Source organism: Bradyrhizobium betae, from assembly GCF_050632175.1.
Classification (GTDB): domain Bacteria; phylum Pseudomonadota; class Alphaproteobacteria; order Rhizobiales; family Xanthobacteraceae; genus Bradyrhizobium; species Bradyrhizobium betae_B.
Map to the genome: position 1 here is coordinate 1182122 of NZ_CP192576.1, position 25581 is coordinate 1207702.

The following is a 25581-nucleotide window of genomic DNA, read 5'->3' on the forward strand; positions in this document are numbered from 1 at the left end:
GAACCGCGGACATTGTCGGCCAGCGCTCACCTTATATCAAGGACGCAGCACCGCAGGCATCGATTGTGATCTCGCACCGCAGCGAGATTGTCGGGAAAGACTGCGGATTGCGCACGAGAAAAGGTTAACGCCGCAAACCTACTCGGGCTTGATGTCGGCGGCCTTCACGATCGGCCACCATTTCTCGGTCTCGGCCTTCTGGAAGGCCGCGAGCGCCGCGGGCGTCTGCTGGTCCGGCGGCGGTATCTCCTGCCCCAATTCGCCGAAGCGCTGCTTGACGGCAGGATCGGCAAGCACGGTGACGATCGCCGCGTTGAGCTTTGTGACGATGTCCTTGGGCGTATTCTTCGGTGCCCAGATGCCGTGCCAGTAGGAAATATAAAGGCCGGGCAGTCCCGCTTCGTCCACGGTCGGCACGTCGGGCGCGGAGGCCAGCCTCGTCGGCGAGGTCACCGCGAATGCCTTGATCGCCCCGTTCTTGTATTGCGGCAGCGAGTTCGAGGCCTGGTCGAACATGATGTCGATCTGGCCCGCGACGAGATCGATCATGGCGGGCCCGGCGCCGCGATAGGGTATGAACTGGAAATCGGTGCCGGTTTTCTCCTTGAAGAAGACGCCGGCGACATGCGCGCCGGTACCGGCACCAGCCGTGCCGGCGGTCGCCTTGCCGGGATTGGCCTTCAACCAGGCGATCATCTCCTTCAGAGTGTTGGCCTCGAGCGACTTCCGGCCGACGATGAGCTGCGTGCCCATCGCGATCGTCGCCACCGGCTCGAAATCGGCGATCACGTCATAGGGCAGCTTGAAGATTGCGCCGTTCAGAACATGCGTGCCCCAATGGCCGATCGTGATCGTGGTGCCATCAGGCGTCGCACGCGCGACACGGGCGCCGGCGATGGTGCCGGAGGCGCCGGCCACGTTCTCGACCACGATCGTGGTGCGCAATTCGGCGGCGATGCGTTCGGAGAGAATTCGCGCCAGCGTATCGGTCGGCCCGCCCGCCGCGAACGGCACCACGAGGGTGATGGGGCGCGACGGGAACGGCTGGGCGCTGCCGGGTGCGCTCCAGATACATCCGAGCAACGCGCAAACGACGATCGCATGACGGCGCAATCCGGCCCACAGCCCCCGCATTCGTTTCTCCCCACCCTGTTTGCCGCCCGCATGTCGTCAGCAGGCTGGAGCCGGAGTGAACGCCGCCGCGCGGGTCGAGGCAAGCTGGAAATCTTTCGGCTGGCTACCCGGCCGCTCGCCGCGGCGTCAGGCCGGCCGCATGATCGGCCGGCGGCGCGATCTGCATCAGGATGGTCTGGACCGGGGATGCGACCTCGATGCCGTTCTGCTGGAAGCGCAGCTTCATGCGGCGGTTGAACTCGCGCTGGACCGGCCACCGGCCGGCCTCGGTGCAGCGGATCTGGCCGACGATCGACACCATGGCGCCGTCCACCTTGTCGACGCCCCACAGATCGAGGTCGCCGCGGATCAGGCTACGGAATTCCGGTTCGCGCCGCATCTCCTCGACGATGTCCTTGAGGATCTGGCCGGCGCGGTCGGTATCCTCCTTGTAGGCGACATTGACGCTGACGGATGCGTTGCCGGCGCCGCGGCTGGCATTGGTGATGGTCGTGACCGCACTGAACGGGACGATGTGCACGGCGCCATCCCCCGCGCGAAGCCGAATGGTGCGGATCGAGACGTTCTCGACGACGCCTGATAGCCCCGAGACGCTGACGCTATCGCCGACCTGCACCGTGTTTTCCAGCAGCAGGAACAGGCCGGTGATGAGATCCTGCACCAGCTTCTGCGAACCGAAGCCGATGGCGATGCCGACGATGCCGGCGCCCGCCAGCAGCGGAGCGACATTGACCCCGATCTCGCTCAGCGCGGTCAGGCCGACGATGGTGGCAATCAGGCACAGCAGCGCCGTCCGCAGCATCGGCTGGAACGTGCGCAGGCGCGCGGCGCGGGCATAATGCCCGTCCCGCGACAGCGTATTGATCTGCCGGTCCAGCAGCGCGTTGCTCGCTTCCCAGATCGCAGCCGCGATAACGACTGCGATGCCGATCGTTGCCACGGCCGAGATCAGCCGGCCGCCGATCTGGCCGCCATAGAACCAGACGATGGCGTCGACGCCCCAGACCTCGAGCACCGCCACGAAGCCGATGAAGGCGATGATGCCGGAGACGATCTTGCGCAGCAGCGGCAAATAGCGGTTGGCGCGAATCTCGAGGCCCGGAAAGCGCTGGAGGATCTCCGGCTTGATGCGGAAGCCGCGATCGATCAGGCTCAGCGTCACCATGATGGCGACGCGCGTGAACAGCACCACAGCGATCGTACCGACGAAATATTGCAGCAGCAGCGAATAGCCGTTGCGGATATTGAGCGCCCAGACCGCCCACAGCGCGATGTCGAGCGCGATGGCGGGATAGTGCCAGCCGGCGGCAATGCGATTGCGCATCCGGGCGGTAATGCCCTGCCGGCCGGAAGGCGCGCGAATGGCCTCGGCGACCTGACGGCGGCATTGCAGGATGATGACCGCGACGAGGAGATGCACCACCAGCATCACCATGCGCAGCAACGCCGCGTAGCCGGCGCGATGCAGGCCGAGCAGCAGCGCGACATTGGCGAAAGCGATGCCGGTGACGCCGACGCCGACGATGCGGCGTGCCCAGATCTCGATATAGGCCGCAGTCTCGGCGCGAACCGGAATCAGGCCGAAGGGTCCGGCCAGCGCGCGGACGACACAGATCAGCCCGCGCGAGACGGCATAGGCGTTGACGACTGCGAGGATGACGAGGCGGACGATCACGCGGTCGCCGATCTCCGTTCCGAGCAGGGCCGTGGCCGCGCCGACGAAGACGAGCACGGGAAGCAATTCCAGCACGAGGCGGCCGAACACGAACGGCAGCCGCAGCAACGATTGCCACGCCCGCGCCAGGCTGACGCGGCGCCGGTGATGTTCAGGCTGGGCGGCGACGCCCGCCGCAGTCAATGGCGGATCGCCGGCGGCGAGTGCCTGCGCCGGCACATGCACGGTCTGCGGGACACGTGTTTCCAGGAAGATGACCGGACGGCGGATCAGCCGGACGACCACCCATTCCGCCGCAAGGCCGCAGCCGAGCACGAGCCCAAGTTTCCAGGCGATCTCGATCAGCAGATTATAGGCGCCGGGGTCGTTGGCCGTGCGCACGATCCAGTAATAGAATGCCGGAAAATGGGTGATCGTCCGCGCCACATTCGCGACCTCCCGCGAAATCTCGCCGATCTCCTCGGACACCGTGAGCAGAAGCTGCGCGCCGAGACTGTCCGCCCACAAGGGGATCGGCGATGCCTGCGCCGGCGCCGGCTGCTGCTGCTGGCCCGACGCAGCCGCGACAGCTCGCAACGTTTCGATCATTTGCGCGCGTTTCTTGTCGTCCTGCAGCGTTTCCAGCGCGCGCCTGGCCTCATCCGGCGACAATGTCGAGGTCTTGTCGGCGGCCGGCGCAGGCGGCGCGGCGTGGACGCCGCAGATGGAGGAAATTGCCAGGAAACAGGCGACGAAAAGCGCGGGGGCAAGCTTATGCGACACGAGGATTCCTTAAAACAAACACATGCGCTCCGGCGGAACCGTCGCCGCCGAAGCCCATGTGTCATGTCGGATGGGCGCTATTCGCCCTCGCGCTGTGTCGGAAGTTTGCCGTTGAGGCGACCATTGCTTGGCATTTGCCGCAGCGCAGGATCGGGAACCCGGCCGGTGGAGACGCGTGCGTGTTGAACGCGTCGCGTACGAGGCTGTTGGGCTCGGCCTGTCAGAGCAGGGAAGATCGGCGCGCAAAACGCACAGCGCCGGGTAGGCAGGGGCTATGCCACACTGATGCAGCCCACTAGACCTTTACCCGGCGTGCCGTTCGCGGTTTCTGCCGCTATGCGATAGTCCGAACGAGCTCCATCGCACTTAACGCGGCTGGATTTGCGGAGGTGGAGTCATAGACCTCCCCTTGCTCTTGAGGTGGACGTTGCGCGTCGCGTATTCGCGACCAAGGAGATGCTCCTCCTGTGACATAAAACTGTCAAGCGCGATCAACGCCTCAGGGATCACATTTGGATGCGTGGGTTCCTCAGTCGCTGCGCACAGCGGCATGAATGATCCCGCCGCGACGCGCCCTGCGACTCCATGCAGCGGAATAAAGTCTTCCCGGCAGCGTTTGTGATGACGAGGATATTCGCCTCACCTTTCCCGTTCTCGATCATTTCCAGAAAGCCCGACATGAAGATATCGATTTGCCTGACCGCGCTCATCGCGCTCATCGCCGGACTTGGATCCGCCGCGGCACAAACCCCGCCGCAGACCTCGACCAGGAAGGTCGACGGCACCGAAAACGTCTACATCTTCCGCTATGGCGGCCATCAGTCGATGTTCGTCGTGACGCCGCAGGGTGTGATCGCGACCGATCCGATCTCGTATTTGCGTCCCGCAAAGCCCTATATCGACGCGATCAAGGCCGTCACCGAGAAGCCGATCAAATACGTCGTCTACAGCCATCACCATTACGACCACATCGCCGGCGGCCAGCCGTTCAAGGATCTCGGCGCCACCTTCGTCGCCCACCGGCGGACCAAGCAACGCCTGCTCGAATTGAAGAAGCAGAATTCGCTGCTGGCCGATGTCGTGATGCCGGACCAGGTGGTCGACGACAAGAAGGCCATCACGCTCGGCGGCACTACGCTGGAGCTGAACTATGTCGGCCGCAACCATTCCGACAACTCGCTGGTGATGCGGTTGCCGAAGGAGAAGATCGTCTTCGTCGTCGACTTCGCCCCGATCGAATCCGTTCAGTTCCGCAACATTCCCGACAACGCCTCGCCGCTGGAATACATCGCCTCGTTGAAGAAGCTCGCCTCGCTCGACTGGGAGCGGATGATCCCTGGCCATCCCTATGCCGGCGGCCGCTTCGGCACCAAGAAGGACATCGAGGACGACATTGCCTACATGGAGGAGCTTTCCGCCGTGGTGAAGAAGGCGGCCGACGCGGGCAAGTGCTTCGACACCGCGATGAAGGACGTGAAGCTGCCGAAATACGAGAAATGGGCGAACTACGAGGCCAGCCTTCCCGCCAATGTCGAGCGCTTCTGCTACTGGTGGGGCCGCGGGTATTGAGGGGCGGCTTGCGCTGAAATCGCAGGGGAGGGCAACGGCGCCCTTGCGCCGTGCCCACCACTTCTCGTCACGAAAAATGCGTGGGCACGCTCCGCTTTGCCCACCCTACGGCATCGAGGATTGGGCGACCATCCACGGCGCCGCCATGCATCACGTCACCTTGCGATGATGACATCATGCCCCTGTTTTGCCCGACGAGTCAACCGAATTTCGCCAAATCCGCAAAACCCCGACGCGAACGATCAAGCCATTGATTCCACTATCATCGGCTACTGTGCATGGGGTTGTTTTCGCTTTTTCATTTTTCCCGCTTCCCGTTCCCCTCCTTCTCCAGCGCCTTGCGGATCTCCTTGAACTCCTCCAGAGACGACCTGTCGGCGCGGGGGAAATGCAGATCGAGCTTGTCGAGCGCCGCGACGATCGCAGAGCCGATCACGACACGCGCGAACCATTTGTGATCGGCGGGCACGACATACCAGGGCGCATGGGACGTCGCGGTGTGGCGGACGATGTCCTGATAGACCGCCTGGTAGCGCGGCCACAGCGCGCGCTCCTTGATGTCGCCCATGGAGAACTTCCATTGCTTGGCAGGAACCTCCAGCCGTTCGAGAAAGCGCTGCCGCTGCTCCTCCCTGGAAACGTTGAGGAAGAACTTCAGGACGATGGTGCCGTTGCGCGCCAGGTAGCGCTCGAAAGCCGTGATGTCCTCGAATCGCTCCCGCCAGATGTTCTTGGTGATCAGCTTGGGCGGCAGCTGCTCCTTGGCGAGGATATCCGGATGCACGCGCGTGACCAGGCATTCCTCATAGTGGGAGCGATTGAAGATGCCGATATGGCCCCGCGCGGGCAGCGCAACCACGTGACGCCAGAGGAAATCGTGATCGAGCTCGTGGCTGGTCGGCTGCTTGAACGCATGGACGTCGCAGCCTTGCGGATTGATGCCGTCGAAGATTGCCTTGATCGCGCTGTCCTTGCCGGCAGCGTCCATGCCCTGGAAGATCAGGAGCAGCGACCAGCGGTCCTGGGCATAGAGTCTCTCCTGGAAATCGGCGAGGCGGCCCTTGTTGGCCTCGAGGATGTCCTGCGCCTTTTCCTTGTCGAGGTCGCCCTTCGCGTTGGTCTTGTGATCCTTGAGGTGGAACTTGCCCGAGCCGTCGTAGCGGAACGGCGTGATGTAGCGATCAAGTTCCTGGGCGAGCGATTTGGACGGCTTCTTGCTTTTGGACGGCTTCATGTTCATGAGTGCGGGGCACCTTGCGTTGCGGCTTCAGTCGGTCGAGCAAGCTACCAAGGATACCCTTGGGAAGGAATATGATGAAAAGGACGAGCAGCACCCCATAGACGAGATTGTCCCAGCCGACCGCCTTGGTGCCGAAGCCGATCCGCAGGGTCTCCGCCAGCAGGATGGTGATGACGGCGCCGAAGGTCGGGCCGAGCGACACGAACAGGCCGCCGACGATCGCCGCGAACACCATCTGGAGCGACACCGCGATGCCGCTGACCGTGTCGGGCGTGATGAACATCTGGTACTGGCAATAGACCGCGCCCGCCAGCGCCGTCATCACCGCGCTGAGCAGCGTGATCTTCAGCTTCTCCGCGGTGACATCGACGCCGGCAGCGGCCGCGGCGTCCTCGTCCTCCGAGATCGCCTCCAGCGCGTAGCGCGCCATGCTGCGGTCGACCCAGTGCCACACCACGATGCCGAACAGCCAGACCCCGAGCGCGATCAGGTACCAGGTGATCTTGTCGTCGAACTGCAGCGCCAACAGCTTGTTCCCCGAGGCCCGGTTCGGCGTATAGCCGAGCGAGCCGCCGGTATAGTCGCGCGTGGCCGTGATGACCTGAAGCACGATGCCGGACAGCGCCAGCGTCACCAGCACGAAATAATGCCCGGTGATGCGGAAGCGGAAGCAGGGATAACCGACGATCAGCGCCAGCGCCCCCGCCGCAACCATGCCGATGGGAATGCCGATCCAGGGCGACCAGCCGAGATGATTCCACAGCAGCGCGGTGACATAGGCTCCGATCCCCATGAAGCCGCCATGGCCGAGCGAGACCAGGCCGAACCGCCCCATCATCGACCACGACGTATAGGCGAACGACCAGATCAGGATCAGCACAAGGATGTGCAGATGATAGGGATCGCGGTAGACGAAGGGCAGCGCGACCAGCGCCGCCAGCCCGACCGCCCATGCTGCAAGCCGCCCCTGCCCCGTCATCGCCGCCTCGCAAGCAGGCCCGCGGGCCGGATGAACATCATGACGATGAAGAAGGCGAAGGCGAGCACGTAGCCCCATTCGAGGTCGGAGAACAGGCCGCCGAGCGAGATGATCTCCGCGAACACGAAGGCCGCGATGAAGCCGCCGATGAAATTACCGAGGCCGCCGAGCACGCAGATCAGGAAGGTGATCGGCCCGAACGACAGGCCGACGAACGGATGCACGTCGTATTGCAGGACGAGGAGGCAGGCGGCGAGCCCGGCCAGCCCACCGCCAATCGCGGACGTAATGAGATAGATCCGCCTGGTGTCGACGCCCATCAGCGCCATGATCTGCCGGTCCTGCGAGATGGCGCGGATCGCGGTGCCGGTGAAGGTCCGCGTCATGAACAGGTAGACCGCGACCATGCCGACCAGCGCCGCCAGGAACGAGAGCAGCCGCGCGTAACTGAAATTCATCTCGCCGAAGGCGAGCACCGGCAGGCGGATGCCGAGATTGCGAAAGTCGATGCCGAAGGCGACGGTGGCAAAGCTCTGGAGCACGAACAGCACCCCGCCCGTCGCGAGCAGCTGGTTGATCGGCGGCGCGGTGAGCAGCGGCGCGATCACGAGGTAATGCAGCGCTGCTCCGAGGATCGCGACCAGCAGAATCGTGAGTGGCGCGGCGACGAAATAGCTGAGGCCATAATACTGCACCAGGAAATACATGGTGTACATCCCGATCATGACGAGCTCGGCGTAGCAGATCCAGGTCACGTCGATGACGCCGAAGATCAGGTTGAGCCCAAGCGCGAGCAGCGCCAGCACGCCGCCGAGCAGGATGCCGTTGATCACGGCCTCCAGCAGGTAAATATCGAATATGTCCAGGAACCCCTGCATGCCATCACACCCCGAGATACGCTTCCTTGACGGTGTCGCTCGCCAGCATCTCGGCCGACGTTCCGGATGCGCGGATCGTGCCGGCCTCGATCAGATAGGCGCGGTCGACCACCTTCAGCACCTGCTGCACGTTCTGCTCGACGATCAGCACCGTCAGCCCGCTGGCGCGGATCCGCTTCACCAGTTCGAACACCTGCTGCACCACGACCGGCGCCAGTCCGGCCGACGGCTCGTCAAGCAGCAGGAGTTTCGGATTGGACATCAGCGCGCGGCCGATCGCGCACATCTGCTGCTCGCCACCGGACATCGTACCGGCCATCTGGTGGCGGCGCTCCTTCAGGCGCGGAAACAGGTCGAATACCACCTCCAGCCGTTCCGCGTAGCGGCCGCGCGCCTCTTTCATGAAGGCGCCCATCTTGAGATTGTCGTCGACCGAGAGCTGCGGAAACAGCCGCCGGTTCTCCGGCACGTGGGCGATCCCGAGGCTGACGATCTTGTGCGGCGGCGTCGCCACGACGTCGACGTCTTCCATCCTGATCGAGCCGCGCGAGGGCCGGATCAGGCCGGAGATGACACGCATCAGGGTGGTCTTGCCGGCACCGTTGGGACCGATGACGCCAACGGCTTCGCCGGCCCTGACGTCGAGACTGACGTCGAACAGCGCCTGGAACGTGCCATAGCCGGCATTGACGCCGCGGAGCTCCAGCATCACTGCACTCCCGCGCGACGCCGCGCCGCGGCCGCCGCGGCCTGCGTGGTCTCGGCATCCGTGCCGAGATAGACCTCGATCACGCGCGGATCACCCGCGACCGCGCTCGGCAATCCTTCCGAAATCTTCTCGCCGTGATCGAGCACCATGACGCGATCGACGACGCGCATCAGCACCCCCATGATGTGCTCGACCCAGATGATGGTGATGCCGAGCTCGTCGCGAATGTTACGCAGCATGTCGGCGGCCTGCCCCATCTCGGCCTCGTCGAGGCCGCCGAGGCTCTCGTCGGCGAGCAGAAGCTTGGGCGCAGTGGCGAGTGCCTTCGCCAGTTCGAGCTTCTTCAGGCCCGCCGCCCCCAGGCCATCGACGCTGGCGTGACGATCGGTTGGCAGACCCACCATCGCAAGCGAACGCTCGGCCGCCTCTTCCGCCTTGATACGGCTGTGGCGGCCTTGCCCGTAGAAGCCGGCGAGCACGACATTCTCGAAGATCGTCAAACGGCGGAACGGCCGCGGAATCTGGAAAGTGCGCCCGACACCGCTATTGATGATCCGGTGCGGCGCAAGGCCTGCGATCTCACGCCCGTCGAACAGGATCGAGCCTGCGGTCGGCGCCAGCGTGCCGGAGAGCATGTTGAAGATCGTGCTCTTGCCCGAGCCGTTGGGCCCGATCAGGCCGAGGATCTCGCCCTGATCGACCCTGAACGACACGCTGTTGACGGCGGTGAAGCCACCGAAGCGCTTCACCAGCCCGCTGACTTCCAGCACCGCCCTGCTCTCCCTGTCCTAGGTGTTGCGCTACTGGTTGCTGTAGGTGGTGCCCTTCGGCAGCGGCAGCACGGCCTCGCGCTGCGCCTGACTCTTGGGCCACACCACGGAGGACTTGTCGTCGATGTACTGGATCACGACCGGGAATGACCGCTCGTTCTGCCCAGCCATCGGCGTGCCCTCGCCGTAGAACTTCACGCCGAAGCCGAGCATGGTGCCGCCTTCAGGGATATCGGTGTCGAGCGCAGCCTTGCGCAGCGCATCGGGATCGACGCCGCCATACTTCTTGATGGCGCGCGGCAGCACATCGGCCATGAAGACGTAGGTGTTGGACGCGCCGATGCCGACATGGGCCGAGCGGATGGCGACACCCGGCCTGATCTTGTCGAACTCCTCGCCGACCATCTTGATCACGGCCGGAAGCTTCGGATCCATGGTCTTCTGGTTGGCGAGCCAGATCGAGATCGGATCGGTATTGAAGATGTAGGTGGCGTCAGCGCCCATGCCCTCCTTCAACTTCTCATAAACGCCGTAGCCCGCACCATGCCCCATCAGCGCACCGAACTTCAGGCCCTGCTCGCGGGCCTGACGCAGCAGCAGGGTGATGTCCGGATTGTAGCCGGTGTGGAAGATGACATCGGGTTTTGCGCGCTTCAGCTTGGTCACCAGCGCCGACAGATCCGGCGCGGTGGCCGAATAGCCTTCCTTCATCACGACGTTGAAGCCGGCCTTCTTCGCACCGGCCTCGTTGCCCCTGGAGACGTCGACGCCATAGGCGCCATCCTCGTGGATGATGGCGACGCGCAGGTCCTTCGGTTCCTTGTCGAACTTTGCCTTGGTGTTCTGCGCGATGAAATCCATCGTCATCATGCCGAACTGATCGCCGCTCGCCTGCGGGCGGAAGACGTATTTGTAGCCCTTGTCGTTGAACACGGCCGACGAGATGCAGGTCGTCATCCACATGAACTTCTTGAGCTGCTCGACCCGGGCCGCCACCGGAACGCATTGCGCCGAGGAGAAGAAGCCGAGCACCATATCGACCTTCTCCTGCTCGAGCAGGCGAACGGATTCGTTGATGGCGATGTCGGGCTTGCTTTGGGCGTCGGCGTAGACCGCCTCGATCTTGTAACCCTCGACGCCGGTCTTGGCGAAATGGTCGAGGATGATTTTTGCGCCGATGTAACCGAGCTCAGAGCCGCCGCCCGCGAGAGGCCCGGTCAGGTCGAAGACAACGCCGATCTTGATCTTCTTTTCTTGAACCTTGTCTTGGGCCCCGGCCGAAGCCATCAAGCCCGTCGCGGACATCGCGACCAACAGCCCACGTACCAAGCGGGCAGCCATGCGCAGACGCATCAAAACCTCCCTGGACGATTGTGCATTGCATTCTTTTTGCTTTTGCTTTTCGCCCATCACATGGGCTGAGCGCAGCGATGTCAAGCCTCGCGCGTCAGCGCGAAGCGAACTGCTGCTCGATAAAGGCCGTGACAAATCGCGGCATGGTCGGCGTCAGATCGCTCATCCCGCGCACGAGATGAATGGCCGACAGCTCGGGCTCGGCCTCGCGTGCGAGATTGGCCTCGATCCGGGCCCGGGCGGCCTCACCCGGCATATGCAAGTTGAGCACCTGCATCATTGCAATCGACGGCCCGGTGACGACACAGTGCCATCCAGGCTCGGCCTGATAGTCGCCTTCTGTCAGGCCGGTCTCCTCGCCGAGCTCGCGCACGACGCTGCCGGGAATGTCGAGTGCACCGTCCCTGACATCGTCGAGGTCGGGCGTGCCAGAAGGGAAATAGATGCGCCCCGCATTGGCGGTATGCTGCGCCATCTCGCCCATGATGAAGGCGCCGTCGGAGGCGCGCAGCGCGCCCATGCCGAAGCCGTTGAACACCGCCTTGTCGGGAAAGCCCCAGTCGCGCCAGGCGAGGAAGCTCGCAAAATCGGTTTCGAAATAGGTCGCGGCAAGATGGCCGTCCGTAAAGACCGCGTCGCGCCCGAGCAGGACGCGGCCGTTCCAGATCTTGGGCCGCTCGCGCTGCTTCTCGGCGAAATGCGCCGCGATCTCGGCGCGCCGCTCCTCGGCGAACGGCCAGACGATCGGCCGCACCGCGAGATCAAGCGTAGTGACGCGATGAATGACCAAAGATGTCATGACGCCGGCCTACCAAGCGATAGCGTCAGCTATTTGGCGTTGCCCGTGGTCTTCTTGGCCTGCTCGACATACTTGTTGGTAAAGGTCTTGCTGACGTCGATCTTGGCGTTGGCCACCTCCGGCGAGCCGATGCTGAACACGGCGAGCACCGCGTCCGCCCCCTTCGGGTCCATCTTGCCTGTTTCGGAGTACATCGGGATCGTGTTCTTGAGCGCAGCGAGATAGAGGTCCTTGTTCTTGCCGACCGTCTCCTCAGGCATCTTCGCCATGATCTCCTCGGGCGAGTGCGAGTGAATCCAGGCAAGCGTGGCGAGGATCGCGTTGGTGAGCGCCTGCGTCTCCTTCTCATGCTTGGCAACCCATGCCGCGGTCGAATACAGCGCGCCGCCCGGATATTCGCCGCCGAACGTCTCGAGCGTGTCCTTCTGGGTGCGGGTGTCGCTGAGGATGCGCAGATCCTTGTGGCTGCCCTGGAGCACGGTGACGGAGGGATCGAGCATCACGGCCGCATCGATCTGGCCCTGCTCCATCGCGGCGACCGCGGTGGCACCTAAGCCGACGCCGATCACGGCGGTACCGGCGGGATCGAGCCCGTTCTTCTTCAGCTGGTACTTCAGGAAGAAATCCGTGGAGGAGCCGGGTGCGCTGACGCCGACCTTCTTGCCGGCGAGATCCTTGATCGATTTGATTTCGTTGGTGTGCGCAGGCGACACCACCAGCACGAGGCCGGGATAGCGGTCATAGACCACGAAGGCCTGAAGCTCCTGCTTCTTGGCGGCGAGATTGACGCAATGGTCGAAATAGCCGGAGACCACATCGGCGCTGCCGCCGAGAACGGCCTTCAGCGCGTCGGAGCCGCCCTTGAGGTCCACCAGCTCCACATTGAGGCCGGCCTTGTCGTACTCGCCGAGCTGCTTGGCCAGCACCGTCGGCAGATAGCACAGGCAGGAGCCGCCGCCGATTGCGATGGTCACCTTGCTTTGCGCCGCGGCAAATCCTGTGGTGAGCGTTAGCGCGATCAGCGCGCCGGCGAGCCTGGCAATCGTGTTCTTCATTGGTTTCCTCCGTTCGGCTGGCGGCACCATAGAGCAGCCGGACTGGCTTGAGAAGCACTGCCTACGTGCGACTCGCCATCGGCTTCTCAACGCAATAGCATGAGCCCACAACAACAATATTGATGGGGAGGATCATCCATGAATCGCCTTGCAGTCGGACTGTCGATCACTGCCGCCTTTGCCGCCGGATGCGGCGCCAACCAGTTGCTCCGCCCGGCCCTGGCCGCAGAAAACGTCACGGCGCAGATCATCCATACCGGCGAGATGGAGGGCGACGCGCTCGGGCCGGCCAACAAAGTCGGCTACCGCTCAAAAATGTTCGCGAGCGCCGACGGCGCCACCATCTCGATCCAGGTCGGCAATGTGCCCAAGCATATGCATCCCAACACCAACGAGATCCAGTACATCCTCGACGGAACCGGCACGATCTGGCTCGGCGACAAGGAAGTCACGGTGAAGCCGGGCGACCTCGTCATCATCCCCAAGGGCACGCCGCACGGCGGCACCAAGCCGATCAGCGGCCAGGTCAAGGCCATCGCGATCAAGACGCCGCCGCAGGCGCCGGACGATACCAAGCTGCTGGATTGAGACCCCCAACCGGCGCGGGGCGAATGTTCGGGCTCGCGCCATTGCGCGGGCCCGCTTCGTGAATTCAGGCGCTAGATCGGGCGCGCCTGCTTTCGGATCTCGTTCGCGATCGGCTTCAGGGTCTCCCCGGAAGCTGGCCGACCAGCGTGTAGCCCATGCCGCCATCCGCCCACACGAAGCCCGCGACATCGCCGGTCGATTGCGGCATCATCGGCGTAGCCAGATTGCGGTTGCTCATCGGACGCGTCAGCACGACGAGGCGGTCGCCGCGATCGTCATCGTACATGAACATCGCGGCCGGGCCGTGGGACGTCGCAACCAGGCGCCCCCCATCAGCCTGTAGCCCGAGACAGAGAGGTCCGGTACCTTCACCGGCTGCTTCAACCGGCTGGAGACCCATCGCGTGAGCTCCGAACTCTCGGAGGCGCGAATCTCGACCGGCCGCACGCGGTCCGGTGCGTAGACGCCATAGGAATAGGCGGCCTCCTGCGCCAGCGCAGACAGTCCGTTCGAGCCCTCCTGCAACACGCTGCGCATGGTCCACCCGCCGAGACCGCCGATACCGAGGAGGAACATCGCAGCGATCGCTCCCCACGTTCGCCGGGGATGCCGCTTTCGGCTCTCGATGATGCGCGACAAGTTCAATTCGGCCGGCAACGGCTCGTCGGCGATCGACGCAAGCGCGCCACGCAACTGCTCGCGCTGGGTAGCGAAGGCCGCGACGCGCGCGGCAACATCCGGATGATCGTCCAGATAGGATGCGACCTCCGCACGGCGCTCGGGCTCGAGCGCATGGTCCACATAGGCGTGGAGATCATCCTCGGTGATCGGCCGCTGGTTCATTTCACGCTCCGCAAAGCCACGACATTTCCCGCCGCAACGCCATCCATCTCCTGCTGCAGTCTCTCCCGCGCACGCGACAGGCGCGACATCACGGTCCCGATCGGGATGTTCAGCACCTCCGCGGCATCCGCGTAAGAGAGATCCTCGACTGCGACCAGCAACAAAACGGCCCGCTGCTCCTCCGGGAGTTTCGCAAGCTTGCGCAGGACGTCCTGATAGATCAGCCTGTGCTCCTGCTCCGCCGCGCTGACCAGTTCCCGCTCGCCTGCATCGTCGATCGGCATGTGTCTGCCCCGCGCTGTCGCCTGGCGAAACTGAGTGACGGCCAGGTTGTGGAGGATGGTGAACAGCCAGGCGCGCACGCTGCCGTCGCGCCGCTGGTACCAGCGACTGACGGCGCGCTCCAGGCAATCCTGAACCAGATCGTCGGCGGCCGCGCGTTCGCGCATGAGCGCGCGCGCATAGCGGCGAAGCGCGGGGATCAGCGGCTCGACCTGAACCAGCATGTCCTTCATGACGCGCTCCGCCACCTCTCCATTGCCGTTCGAACCGCCGTCATTGGGCCTCGATCTGGACCGCCTCGCCCGGCATCGCCGCGTCGCCGGATGCTATCACCAGATAGCGCCTTGCAGCCCTGGCAGACTGGTCGACGATCTGCCGGATCGGACCAGCCGCGTTGACGATAGCGGATCCTGCCGGATTGGTCATGAAGGCTGCCAGCGGCTGCAACGGGCCGCCCCCGTCACTGCGTTCCGCAAGCGCCAACACATATTTCTGCTTGGGCTGAAGTTCCGTCACTGAAGCCTGCAAGATCTGGATCAGGCCCTGATCGAACAGCGAGACGCTGGTCGGCGCCTTGCCGTGCTTTGTGCCGTCTTTCGACGCGAGCGCCAGATGAGCGACCTGACCAGCCACGCCGAGCGCCTGCAGGTTCTGGCGGTCCTCCGGGTCAGGCGCAGCATTCGGAACATAGACGATCGCCTGCGGCGCCTGGCCGATCGGGACGTTCCCGATCACCTTGTTGGTCGCCGTATCGATCGCCGCAAGCGCGTCGGCGTTTTCCAGCCCCACATAGATCCGGGTGCCGTCGCCGGACGGCCACACGCCGTGCGGCAGATTGCCCACCGGAATCGTGGCAACTTGGGAAAAGTCGTCCGTGCGGAACACCTTCACTTCGTTCAGACCACCGATGGTGACATAGGCGAATGTACCCTTGGCGGTGTGTGCGAAGTTGACGTGATTGGTAATCGGCCCGGTGTCGATCGTCTTGATCGCGTTGAACGGTGGTCTCGCGTTGAACACCTGTGTCCGGCCGACGTCCTTCAGCGTAAACCACACCTGGTCTCCATCCGGAGTCGCCGCGATGTTCGGGCAGAACGGGCTCTCCTGCTTCACCTTGGCGATGATCTTGTGCTCTGCGACCGAGACGACGTCAGTCTCGGGATTGAAGGACGAGCAGATGTACCCGTACTTGCCGTCGGGCGAGAAAATCTGCATGCCCGGCCCGTTCGGCGTCGTGATCCGGGTTGTCTCCTTGAAGCTGATCGGATCGATGACGGAAATGTAGTTTTCGCCGCGGACGGTAACCCAGACCTCCTTGCCATCAGGTGTAAAGAACGCCTCGTGTGGCGACCGCCCGACATAGGTCACGTGCTTGACCGCGTTGGTTGCGGTGTCAATGAAGCTCACCGAATTCGAGCCGATCGACACCACGGCCAGCGTCTTGTGATCGGGCGAGAAGCCCATGCCGTGCACGAGCACCTGCCCCTTGTAGAGCGGACTGAAATTGCCGGGCTGCGGGTCGCCCAGCCGGATCACGCCAAGCAGCTTGTTGTCCACGGGGTCGGTCACCGAGACCGTATTCGAGAACTGCTCCGCAGCGTAGACGCGGTCGTGGTGGCTGATCGGAACATCCTGGGCGGACAGCGCGCCCGGCGCCTGCCCTGCCCAAGCGAGCGAACTCGTCGCAAGCATCGTGGCGGCCAGGAAAATGCTCTTCATCATATTGCTTCGAAACGTCGTCATCTACGGCTCCTACTTTTTCATTCCAGTGGACATATCCATCTGCATCCCCGGATGATGATGAACGGTTGCGATGGGAGCCGATTGCGGCTGGGTCGGCGCCGGCATGGTGTCAGTCGCAGGCTCGCCGATGGCGAGCTTCATGGCGGCGATCTCCTGCATCTGATCGACGATGATCTCCTGCGCGATACGTCGAAGCTGCTCGTTCTTGCCGTATCGCAGCTCGATCACCGCCATGTCGATCGCACCCTGATGGTGCGGGCTCATCATCGCGACAAAGTCGCGATCGATGTCGCCGGTCGGTTTGGCCGCCATGTCATTCATCATCTTGGTCATCGCCGCATCGTTCTCTTCCAGGAATGCCCGCTCCTCCGCGCTTGGCGCGGCCGTAGGGCTGGCCGGATGGGACTCGTGCGCGAAAACGAGCGGAGGGAGCGCAAACGCGACCAGAATGCGCGCGGCAAGAAACGCCGTGCCAAGGCCGGGCCTGGGCCATCGGCACCGGCCTGCGAGCGCCGCTACCGCGCGGCGGAACTGTGAGGATGGCATCCCGAACTCCCATGCAGGTGGTTGCATGGGGGTTTGACGCGTGGGCGCGCGTTCTATTCCGGCCGGTCGATCACATAAACGTCAGCGGTCAGGCGCGGCGGCCTACCTAGCCGCGTCCGTCCACGGTTGGCCGCCACACCAGCAGGCGTCGCTCCACCAGCGTAACCCCATAATCGATCAGGATGACAAAGGCCGACAGCACGAACATGCCGGCGAACACGCCGGCGACGTCGAACACACCTTCGGCCTGCTGAATGAGGTAGCCGAGCCCGGCCGCCGATCCCAGATATTCGCCGACGACCGCGCCGACCACGGCGAAGCCGACCGAAGTATGCAGCGAGGAGAACATCCAGGACAGCGCCGACGGCCAGTAAACGTGCCGCATCAACTGCCGCTCGTTCATGCCGAGCATGCGGCCGTTGTCGAGCACGGTGCGGCTGACTTCTTTCACACCCTGATAGACGTTAAAGAACACGATGAAGAACACCAGCGTCACGCCGAGCGCGACCTTCGACCAGATGCCGAGGCCGAGCCAAAGCGCGAAGATCGGCGCCAGCACGACGCGCGGCAACGCATTCACCATCTTGACGTAGGGGTCGAACACCGCGGCGACGAGCGGCTGGCGAGCGAACCAGAACCCGACCAGCACACCGCCTGCCGATCCGATCACGAAGGCCAGGATCGATTCCGTCAGCGTGATGCCGAGATGCTTCCAGATCACGCCGGACGAGAACCATTTGACGATCTGGGCGAGGACGTCGACCGGATTGGAGAAGAAGAACGGCGGCAGCAGGATCTTGCCGAACACCGGCACGGTCGACAGCAATTGCCACAGCGCGATGCAGACCACGGCGACAAGGACTTGCAGCGCAAGCAGCGTGACGCGCGACATCAGACCGCCTCCGCCTGGGTGGACTGCGCGTAGCCCTTCATCACCTCGTCCTTGAGCACACTCCAGATCTCGCGGTGGAGCGCGTGGAACTCCTTGTCGAGCCGCACCTCGAAGATGTCGCGCGGGCGCTGCAAGCCGACGCGCCAGTCGCCGGTGATGCGCGAGGACGGCCCCGCCGACATGATCACGACACGGTCGGCGAGCGCGATCGCCTCTTCGAGATCGTGGGTAACGAACAGCACCGCCTTGCGGTCGGCATTCCAGAGGTCGAGCAGCAGATTGCCCATCACCTGACGGGTCTGCGCATCGAGTGGCCCGAACGGCTCGTCCATCAGGAGGATTTTGGGATCGCGGATCAAGACCTGCGCCAGCGCCACGCGCTTGCGCTGGCCGCCGGAGAGCATGTGCGGATAACGGTTGGCGAAGGCGCCGAGGCCAACGGCTGTGAGCCATTTCTGCGCGCGCTGCACCGCCTCGGCGCGCGGCGCCCCCATGATATCGAGCCCAATTGCGACATTGTCGAGCGCGGTCTTCCACGGGAACAAGGCATCGGCCTGGAACAGGTAGCCGGCATCCCGGTTCAGCCCCGCGAGCGGCCGGTCGAATATCCTGACACTGCCCGCCGCCGGCTGCAGCAGCCCGGCCGCGACGTTGAGCAGCGTCGATTTTCCACATCCGGTCGGGCCGACAATGGCGACGAATTCGCCCTGGGCGACCGCCAGATGCGCCTTCTCCACCGCCGTGTAGACCCGCCCGTCCCCGAGCCGGAACGCGACCTTGGCATCTTCCAGCGCCACCGCTGTGGGCGTCGTCATGTATTCCCTCCGAACTTGGCCCGATGCCATAGCCGCTCGCGCGGCCAAGTTCAATCAAGGCGCCAAGCGTGCTACGCATGGGACTCGTCATCCCCTCCCTCGACGGGCGGGCCAATGAAGTGAGCCCCGCCCGATGCCGTCCAGGCCGATGATTGGCTACTCCCATGTCAGCAAGAGCTTCGGTCACCTCAAGGCCGTCGACGATGTGTCGCTCGATATCGCCGAGGGCGAGTTTCTGGCCGTTGTCGGCGGCTCCGGCTCGGGCAAGACCACGCTGCTGCGGCTCGCCAACCGGCTGATCGACGCTGACGGCGGCACCATTACGGTCGAGGGCGAGGACGTGCGGAATGTCGATCGGGTCGCGCTGCGGCGGCGAATTGGCTACGTCTTCCAGAGCGGTGGACTGTTCCCGCATTTGAGCGTGGCGGACAATATCGGGATCACGCCAAAGCTGCTTGGCGTGGCGACGGCGGAGATCGATGCGCGAATCGACGAGTTGCTGGCGCTCGTGCAGCTCGACCGAACCGCGCATCGCGACCGTCTGCCCGAAGCACTCTCGGGCGGTCAGCGGCAGCGCGTCGGCGTGGCACGGGCGCTCGCGGCAAAACCACGCATCGTGCTGATGGACGAGCCGTTCGGCGCGCTCGATCCCCTCACCCGTGATGCGCTGGGCGACGATTATCGGGCCCTGCATCACAGCCTCGGGCTGACCACGGTGATGATCACGCATGACATGACCGAGGCGATCCTGCTTGCCGACCGCATCGCGGTGATGCGCGGCGGAAGGATGCTCGCGCAGGGTACGCCGGCGGAGCTCTCGACAAGCGACGACGCCTATGTACTGGAGCTGTTGCGCACGCCGCGGCGTCAGGTCGAGCGGCTGAACGCCCTGCTGCCGCAGAGCGGTGCGGCATGAGCCTGCTTTCCGATCCGCGTTGGGGCGAGGCGCTGTCGCATTTGCCCGACTATCTCGGCAACCATGTGAGGGTGAGCCTCGCCGCGCTGGCGCTGGGCCTCGCCGTCAGCCTGCCGCTGGCGATCCTGACCCGCAACCGTCCGGCGCCGCGGAGCATCCTGCTCGCATTTGCCAGCATCGTGCAGACCGTACCCGGGTTGGCTCTGCTCGCGCTGTTTTATCCGCTGCTGCTCGCGGCGGCTTCGCTGACGCTCGCCTGGTTCGGCGTCTCCTTCTCCGCCTTCGGCTTCCTGCCGGCGGTATTGGCGCTGGCGCTCTATTCGATGCTGCCGGTGCTGCGTAACGGCATCACCGGGCTGAACGGCATCGATCCCGCGCTGATCGAAGCCGCGGAAGGAGTCGGCATGACCGCGCGGCAGTCCCTCGTGACGGTCGAGCTGCCGCTGGCGCTGCCGGTGATGATGGCGGGCATCCGTACCGCCGCGGTGTGGGTGATCGGCACCGCAACGCTGTCGACACCGATCGGACAAACCAGCCTCGGCAACTACATATTTGCGGGATTGCAGACCCAGAACTGGGTGTTCGTGCTGTTCGGCTGCCTTGCATCGGCCGCGCTCGCGCTCGCCGTGGATCAGCTGCTCGGACTGATCGAGAGTGGCCTGCGCCGGCGCAGCCGCTTGCGCACCGGGCTCGGCGCCGCCGGGATCGCGGCGTTGGTCGCCGCGACCCTGGTGCCATCGATGGGCCGCTCGTCATCAGGCTATGTGGTCGGTGCCAAGACATTTGCCGAGCAATATGTGCTCTCGGCCTTGCTCAGGGATCGTCTCCAGGCGGCTGGCCTGCCCTCCACCTCGAGATCGGGTCTCGGCTCGAGCGTGATCTTCGAGGCGTTGAAGGCGGGAGATATCGACCTCTATGTCGACTATTCCGGCACGCTCTGGGCCAACCAACTTCACCGCACGGACATCAAACCGCGTGCGGAATTACTGGCGGAGCTGAAGACGGCGCTCGCCAAGGACAACGTCACCCTGCTCGGCGAACTCGGCTTCGAGAATGCCTATGCGCTGGTGATGCCGAAGACGCGCGCCGAAGCACTCGGCATCCGGACCATCGCCGATCTCGCGGCGCATGCTCCGAAACTGTCGATCGCCGGCGACTACGAGTTCTTCTCGCGCCCCGAATGGGCGGCGCTGCAAAAGGCCTATGGCCTTTCGTTCCGCGCCCAGCGCCAGATGCAACCGGACTTCATGTATGCGGCAGTCGCCAGCGGCGAGGTCGACGTGATCGCCGGCTACACCAGCGACGGCCTGATCGCGAAATACGATCTCACGGCGCTCGACGATCCCAGGCACACGATCCCGCCCTACGATGCGATCCTGCTGCTGGCGCCGAAGCGCGCCGGCGACAAACGGCTGAAGACGGCGCTCAATCCGCTTCTCGGCAAGATCGACATCGCCACGATGCGCGAGGCCAATTTGCGGGCAGCCGGCAACGATGCGAATTCCTCACCGGATGCGGTGGCGAAGTGGCTGGGGGAGAAGGTGGGCAAGCGGTAGGCCGGCTAGAGCCCGCGGATCATCCCCGCATTGATAAGCAGCCGGTTCAGCCGTCGCGCCTCCGCGCCGTCCTTGCAGCCGTAGAAAATGCCCTTGCAGCGGAGCATGATCTCCTTTTGCTCGGCGAAGGACGGATCGAGCGGAATGCCGGCGGCTTCCTGGATCACCAGCGGCAGATAGGGACCGTCGACCGTGTCCATCACGACCTCGCTCTTCATCGGCTCGAAATTGACGGCGTCGATCGCATAGTAGGTCGCATAGAGGCGCGGATCGTAAGCATCGAGCTTCTTGCCGAGAGCGCCCTCGTCGAGCCCGGGCTCGAGGATAGCCGGCGCGAACTCGGGCTGATGATCGCCATAGCGCACGATCAGAAAGGGTTCTCCCGGAAAATTCTTCTTCAGACCGGCCAGGAAGGCCCTGTACTGCTCTGCGCTCATCGCCTGCCGGCGCAGATATTCGTCGATCGACGGCACGTTGCCCGGCGCGCGCCAGTTCGGCAGCAGGTCCGGGCGGAAGCGCGTCTCCCAGGGGAAATGATTGGCCCCGAGATAGACGAAGGTGAACAGCGGCTTGTTCGGCGGCTGCTGCCCCATCAGCTTGAGGGCCTTGTCGTAGAAGAAGCTGTCAGGCTCGACATCCTTCGCGCCAAGATCCTTGGAGTCGAGAAAACGTTCGACGCCGGTCGTCATCTGAAAGCTGCGCGCGGCCATGAAGCCGCCATAGGCGGGATAGAGCGACAGGGTGTCGTAGCCGCAGCGGCGCAGCGCCAGCGGCAGGCCGCGCTCGACGCGGCCAGTCGCGATGCGCGTCACGAAGTAAGCGAAGCGGCCGAACGAGCGCGACGACAGCCCGGCGAGCACGTTGTACTCGGTGAACCAGCTCGGACCGCCATTGCTCTCGGCCAGGAACGCGCGCTGCTTGCCGTCCCAGGATTTGAAATGGCCGCCATATCCCGCCGGCACCTTGATGCCCTGGGCGGCGCGGATGTCGAAGCTGGATTCATCATGGATCATGATGATGTTCGGTCGCCGGCCGGCGGGATGGCAGGAATCGACCAGCGGCATGTTGAGGCGTTCGTTGGACGCGGCGGCCGATTCCATGAAGCCGTATTGCGCAAAGTCGGAGACCGCGCTGACACCGGAGCGGAAGAATTTCGAGAGATAACCGTCGTCGTAATAGCCGCGCCAGGCCTCGTCGGGGTGGTAAAGCGAATAGCCGACCAGTGCGGCAAGACAGGCGAGCTTGCAGGCGAGCGCCGGCAGCCTGCGGATGCGGAACGGATCGAGCCACCACAGCGCATACATCAGCGGCAACGTGACGAGGCCGGCCAGGATCACCGACCAGCGCAGATTCGGGAAGATCGTGAACAGGAACGCGACGGTGTCGCGGTCGATCATCATCAGATCGATGAAGTTGACCGTCATCTGCACGACGTCGTGCTTGAGCCGCGACAGCAGCACCAGCACCACGACCATCGTCAGCGACAGCGCGCCCGACAATGCGGGCCGCCGCAGCAGCGTGATCCAGAGGAAATTGAGGATGCCCCAGGCAAGCGCGAACGACAGCCGCGAGCCGAAATCCGTCTCGGTCTGGTACATCAGGCCGAGCGCCGCCAGATGCGGTGCGGCAACCGCAAGCAGCCGCCAGATTCCGAGCGCGGCGACGCTCGCCAGCGCGGCGGTGGCAGCAGAGGGACCTGGATTGGGCGCGGACGCCATCGACGACACGCAACAGCTGGTCCGGCGCGATGAATACCCAGCCGTCGGGCCGGCCTGCGGCGTTCGGCGCAGCCGGAAGCCTGCACCGTGTCACAAAACTGTAATTGAACGGTCACCGACAAGCAACGCGTGTCGCGGTCCGACCTTCGCTTAATGTTAGTGGACGACGAACGGCCGCGCGCCGCCGGCCAAGCGGCCCTGGGCGAACCGGCAACCTGGATTCCCCCTGTGGTGGCGCTGGGGCCGGTCGCGAGGGCGGCCCATCCGCGCGGACGGGCGGCCGTGGCGCGCTGAACGTCGATCAGCCCTGCGGCAGCAACCCCAGCCGCTTCGCGATGATGCGGTCGAGCGTCCGCTTCGGCAGCACGGCACCAATCAGATGGCGCATGCGGTCGGGCGTAATCTGGTAGCGGACCTTGGGCTTTGGGCTGGTCAGCGCCTCGAACACGATTTCGGCGATGCGCTCGGCCGGCAGGCCGTTCGCACCGAGATCCATCATGAACGCCATGACCTTGTTGAGCGCCGGCAGATAGGGCGAGTTCCGGTAGACGGAGAGATCGATCTGCTCGGCCTTGCTCCAGATCGGCGTCCTCACCGCCCCGGGAGCGACGATGATGACGTCGATGCCGAACAGCATCAGTTCGCGGCGCAGGCTCTCCGACAGCCCCTCGATGGCGTGCTTGGAGGTGGAGTAAGGCGCCGACAGCGGATTACCGTTTTTGCCCGCCACCGAGCTGATCATGACGATCCGGCCTTTCGGCCCCTTCAGTGACGGGTCGGCGCCGAGCAGCGGCCCAAAAGCCTGCGTCGCAATCACCGGGCCGATGACGTTGATGTCCATCTGGCGGCGGAAGTCGTCGGCCGACAATTCGAGCACGGGACCGGCGACCGCGATGCCGGCATTGTTGACGAGACCCGCCAGCGTCTCGCCGCCCAGCGCAGCGCGGACCTCGCGCGCCGCCGCCAGCACAGCAGCCTCATCGGTAACGTCGAACAGAAGCGGCGTGAAGTTCGTACCGAACTCACCCTTGAGCCGGTCGGCATCGGCCTGCTTGCGGACACTGCCGAAGACGCGATAGCCGCGCCCGATCAGGAATTTCGCAATGGCCCAGCCAATGCCAGTGGACGCGCCGGTGACGACGACAGATCGCATGGTCGTTTCCCCCTCAAGTTTCCCCGAGTGATCATGTAGGGGGACGCCATGTCGTGCAATGCCACCCGGTTCTCAGGCTGCGCACCGACGACATTTTTACATGGCCGGTCTGCCGAGAGAGACTGCAAGCAGATGTTCGTTCTCAGGATAAAGCGGCACGCGAACCGCGCGCGACCAGACCGTTCTCATGCTGAGAACGCGGATGAAGAGCCTAGGCTTCGACTCTGAAGACACTGACGTTTCGGAGTCGGGAAGCTTACGGGAAACTCCGAGAAACGACGCGAGGTCAAGAATGTGGTTTAAGTGTCAGTTCTTGCTGCTCGAAGAGCACTTCAACTCGCGAAGAACTTGAATGAAGCAGCAATGCTTCGCGCCAACTGAAAAGAGCGAGACCGCTGTTTGCGATCCCGCTCAGATATAGTCGCGAAGGCTTAAGATTTGGTTTGGCGAGCCAAGCTTGTGTTGATGCTCTCGTGTCCCGGCGATGCAGCGCACCACTTGCGTGATGCGCTGCGCGTCGGGGAACGCAAAGCTCAGTTCTTGCTCTTGTCGACCAGCGCGCCCTTCTTGATCCAGGGCATCATGTCGCGCAGCTTGGCGCCGACTTCCTCGATCGGATGCGCGGCGAGCTTGGCGCGGGTCGCCTTGAACGAGGTCTGGTTGACCTTGTTCTCCAGCATCCAGTCGCGGGCGAACTTGCCGCCCTGGATGTCGGCGAGAACGCGCTTCATCTCGGCCTTGGTCTCGGCGGTGACAATGCGCGGGCCGGTGACGTATTCGCCATACTCGGCGGTGTTGGAGATCGAGTAGTTCATGTTGGCGATGCCGCCTTCATAGATCAGGTCGACGATCAGCTTCACCTCGTGCAGGCACTCGAAATAGGCCATCTCCGGCGCGTAGCCGGCTTCGACCAGGGTCTCGTAGCCGCCCTTGATCAGCTCGACCAGGCCGCCGCAGAGAACCACCTGCTCACCGAACAGATCGGTCTCGCACTCTTCCTTGAAAGTGGTCTCGATGATGCCGGCGCGGCCGCCGCCGACCGCCGAAGCGTAGGACAGGCCGAGGTCATGGGCGTTGCCCGAAACATCCTTGGCGATCGCGATCAGGCAGGGCACTCCGCCGCCGCGCTGATACTCCGAGCGCACGGTGTGGCCGGGGCCCTTCGGCGCGATCATGAGCACGTCGAGGTCGGCGCGGGGATCGAGCAGGTTGAAGTGGACGTTGAGGCCGTGCGCGAACACCAGGGCGGCGCCCTTCTTCATGTTGTCGTGCAGGTGCTCGCGGTAGATGTCGCCCTGGAGCTCGTCCGGCGTCAGCATCATGACGAGGTCGCCCCATTTGGCGGCTTCGGCGACGTCCATCACCTTGAAGCCGGCGGCTTCCGCCTTCTTGACCGAGCCCGAGTCCTTGCGCAGCGCGATGGCCACATCCTTGACGCCGGAGTCCTTCAGGTTGAGCGCATGGGCGTGGCCCTGGCTGCCATAGCCGACGATGACGACCTTCTTGCCCTTGATCAGGTTCAGGTCGGCGTCGCGATCGTAATAAACACGCATGGTCGTTTCCTCGTTCAGATGGCCAGAATCGGCCGTTGGTCAGGTCTCGGACG

Annotated in this window: 22 protein-coding genes and 1 pseudogene; 4 read left to right on the top strand and 19 right to left on the bottom strand. The window is 64.1% G+C overall.

The window, feature by feature from the left end; genetic code table 11:
- Window positions 1–138: 138 nt before the first annotated feature.
- Both ACQ86E_RS05955 and ACQ86E_RS05960 read right to left on the bottom strand, forming a co-directional pair.
- On the bottom strand, window positions 139–1134 hold the full coding sequence (locus ACQ86E_RS05955; RefSeq protein WP_431204620.1) for a tripartite tricarboxylate transporter substrate-binding protein: 996 nt from the start codon (window positions 1132–1134) through the stop codon (window positions 139–141).
- A gap of 103 nt (window positions 1135–1237) precedes the next feature.
- Window positions 1238–3571, bottom strand: coding sequence for a mechanosensitive ion channel family protein (locus ACQ86E_RS05960; protein WP_431204621.1), 2334 nt, complete (start codon window positions 3569–3571; stop codon window positions 1238–1240).
- A 678-nt stretch (window positions 3572–4249) separates the two neighbouring features.
- Here ACQ86E_RS05960 and ACQ86E_RS05965 point away from each other — a divergent pair.
- Window positions 4250–5140 (top strand): MBL fold metallo-hydrolase, encoded by an 891-nt coding sequence (locus ACQ86E_RS05965; protein WP_431204622.1) that lies wholly within the window; start codon window positions 4250–4252, stop codon window positions 5138–5140.
- Window positions 5141–5438: 298 nt separating this feature from the next.
- On the opposite strand, the gene ACQ86E_RS05970 is transcribed toward ACQ86E_RS05965, so the two are convergent.
- The 8 genes from ACQ86E_RS05970 to ACQ86E_RS06005 form a co-directional block, all read right to left on the bottom strand.
- Window positions 5439–6380, bottom strand: coding sequence for a polyphosphate kinase 2 family protein (locus ACQ86E_RS05970; RefSeq protein ID WP_431204623.1), 942 nt, complete (start codon window positions 6378–6380; stop codon window positions 5439–5441).
- Window positions 6322–7359 (bottom strand): branched-chain amino acid ABC transporter permease, encoded by a 1038-nt coding sequence (locus ACQ86E_RS05975; RefSeq protein ID WP_431204624.1) that lies wholly within the window; start codon window positions 7357–7359, stop codon window positions 6322–6324. The genes ACQ86E_RS05970 and ACQ86E_RS05975 overlap by 59 nt, the downstream gene beginning before the upstream one ends.
- Window positions 7356–8237: a branched-chain amino acid ABC transporter permease gene (locus ACQ86E_RS05980; protein WP_431204625.1), complete on the bottom strand. Its 882-nt coding sequence runs from the start codon at window positions 8235–8237 to the stop codon at window positions 7356–7358. The genes ACQ86E_RS05975 and ACQ86E_RS05980 overlap by 4 nt, the downstream gene beginning before the upstream one ends.
- Window positions 8238–8241: 4 nt before the next feature.
- Window positions 8242–8946: an ABC transporter ATP-binding protein gene (locus ACQ86E_RS05985; RefSeq protein WP_431204626.1), complete on the bottom strand. Its 705-nt coding sequence runs from the start codon at window positions 8944–8946 to the stop codon at window positions 8242–8244.
- Window positions 8946–9716 (bottom strand): ABC transporter ATP-binding protein, encoded by a 771-nt coding sequence (locus ACQ86E_RS05990; RefSeq protein WP_431204627.1) that lies wholly within the window; start codon window positions 9714–9716, stop codon window positions 8946–8948. The genes ACQ86E_RS05985 and ACQ86E_RS05990 overlap by 1 nt, the downstream gene beginning before the upstream one ends.
- A gap of 30 nt (window positions 9717–9746) precedes the next feature.
- Window positions 9747–11069, bottom strand: coding sequence for an ABC transporter substrate-binding protein (locus tag ACQ86E_RS05995; protein ID WP_431204628.1), 1323 nt, complete (start codon window positions 11067–11069; stop codon window positions 9747–9749).
- Window positions 11070–11163: 94 nt separating this feature from the next.
- The gene (locus ACQ86E_RS06000; RefSeq protein ID WP_431204629.1) at window positions 11164–11868 is read right to left on the bottom strand and encodes an NUDIX hydrolase; all 705 of its coding nucleotides are present in this window, start codon (window positions 11866–11868) and stop codon (window positions 11164–11166) included.
- A gap of 29 nt (window positions 11869–11897) precedes the next feature.
- Window positions 11898–12923, bottom strand: a complete 1026-nt coding sequence (locus tag ACQ86E_RS06005; RefSeq protein WP_431204630.1) for an ABC transporter substrate-binding protein — start codon at window positions 12921–12923, stop codon at window positions 11898–11900.
- A 138-nt stretch (window positions 12924–13061) separates the two neighbouring features.
- On the opposite strand from ACQ86E_RS06005, the gene ACQ86E_RS06010 reads away from it, so the two are divergent.
- Complete coding sequence (locus ACQ86E_RS06010; protein WP_431204631.1) at window positions 13062–13511, top strand: cupin domain-containing protein; 450 nt, start codon at window positions 13062–13064, stop codon at window positions 13509–13511.
- 71 nt (window positions 13512–13582) lie between these two features.
- Here ACQ86E_RS06010 and ACQ86E_RS06015 read toward each other — a convergent pair.
- The 6 genes and pseudogenes from ACQ86E_RS06015 to ACQ86E_RS06040 all read right to left on the bottom strand — a co-directional run bounded on the left by ACQ86E_RS06015 (window position 13583) and on the right by ACQ86E_RS06040 (window position 18632).
- A pseudogene (locus ACQ86E_RS06015) lies at window positions 13583–14354 on the bottom strand (anti-sigma factor family protein).
- On the bottom strand, window positions 14351–14869 hold the full coding sequence (locus ACQ86E_RS06020) for a sigma-70 family RNA polymerase sigma factor (protein ID WP_431204632.1): 519 nt from the start codon (window positions 14867–14869) through the stop codon (window positions 14351–14353). The pseudogene ACQ86E_RS06015 and the gene ACQ86E_RS06020 overlap by 4 nt, the downstream one beginning before the upstream one ends.
- A 40-nt stretch (window positions 14870–14909) precedes the next feature.
- A complete protein-coding gene (locus tag ACQ86E_RS06025) occupies window positions 14910–16379 on the bottom strand; it encodes a YncE family protein (protein ID WP_431204633.1) in 1470 nt (489 codons plus the stop codon).
- A gap of 9 nt (window positions 16380–16388) precedes the next feature.
- Entirely contained in the window at window positions 16389–16925 is a 537-nt protein-coding gene (locus tag ACQ86E_RS06030) for a DUF305 domain-containing protein (protein ID WP_431204634.1), read from the bottom strand.
- A gap of 106 nt (window positions 16926–17031) precedes the next feature.
- Entirely contained in the window at window positions 17032–17817 is a 786-nt protein-coding gene (locus ACQ86E_RS06035; RefSeq protein WP_431204635.1) for an ABC transporter permease, read from the bottom strand.
- The gene (locus ACQ86E_RS06040; protein WP_431204636.1) at window positions 17817–18632 is read right to left on the bottom strand and encodes an ABC transporter ATP-binding protein; all 816 of its coding nucleotides are present in this window, start codon (window positions 18630–18632) and stop codon (window positions 17817–17819) included. The genes ACQ86E_RS06035 and ACQ86E_RS06040 overlap by 1 nt, the downstream gene beginning before the upstream one ends.
- Before the next feature lie 133 nt (window positions 18633–18765).
- Between ACQ86E_RS06040 and ACQ86E_RS06045 the strand changes: the two genes are divergently transcribed.
- Complete coding sequence (locus ACQ86E_RS06045; protein WP_431204637.1) at window positions 18766–19548, top strand: ATP-binding cassette domain-containing protein; 783 nt, start codon at window positions 18766–18768, stop codon at window positions 19546–19548.
- Window positions 19545–21104 (top strand): glycine betaine ABC transporter substrate-binding protein, encoded by a 1560-nt coding sequence (locus ACQ86E_RS06050; RefSeq protein WP_431204638.1) that lies wholly within the window; start codon window positions 19545–19547, stop codon window positions 21102–21104. The genes ACQ86E_RS06045 and ACQ86E_RS06050 overlap by 4 nt, the downstream gene beginning before the upstream one ends.
- Before the next feature lie 5 nt (window positions 21105–21109).
- Here ACQ86E_RS06050 and ACQ86E_RS06055 read toward each other — a convergent pair whose 3' ends face one another.
- The 3 genes from ACQ86E_RS06055 to ilvC all read right to left on the bottom strand — a co-directional run bounded on the left by ACQ86E_RS06055 (window position 21110) and on the right by ilvC (window position 25528).
- Window positions 21110–22822: a sulfatase-like hydrolase/transferase gene (locus ACQ86E_RS06055; protein WP_431204639.1), complete on the bottom strand. Its 1713-nt coding sequence runs from the start codon at window positions 22820–22822 to the stop codon at window positions 21110–21112.
- Between the two features lie 301 nt (window positions 22823–23123).
- Complete coding sequence (locus ACQ86E_RS06060; RefSeq protein WP_431204640.1) at window positions 23124–23975, bottom strand: SDR family oxidoreductase; 852 nt, start codon at window positions 23973–23975, stop codon at window positions 23124–23126.
- A 533-nt stretch (window positions 23976–24508) separates the two neighbouring features.
- Window positions 24509–25528 carry a ketol-acid reductoisomerase gene (ilvC, locus tag ACQ86E_RS06065; RefSeq protein ID WP_431204641.1) on the bottom strand — a complete coding sequence of 340 codons (1020 nt, stop codon included), beginning with the start codon at window positions 25526–25528 and terminating at the stop codon, window positions 24509–24511.
- Window positions 25529–25581: the final 53 nt, after the last annotated feature.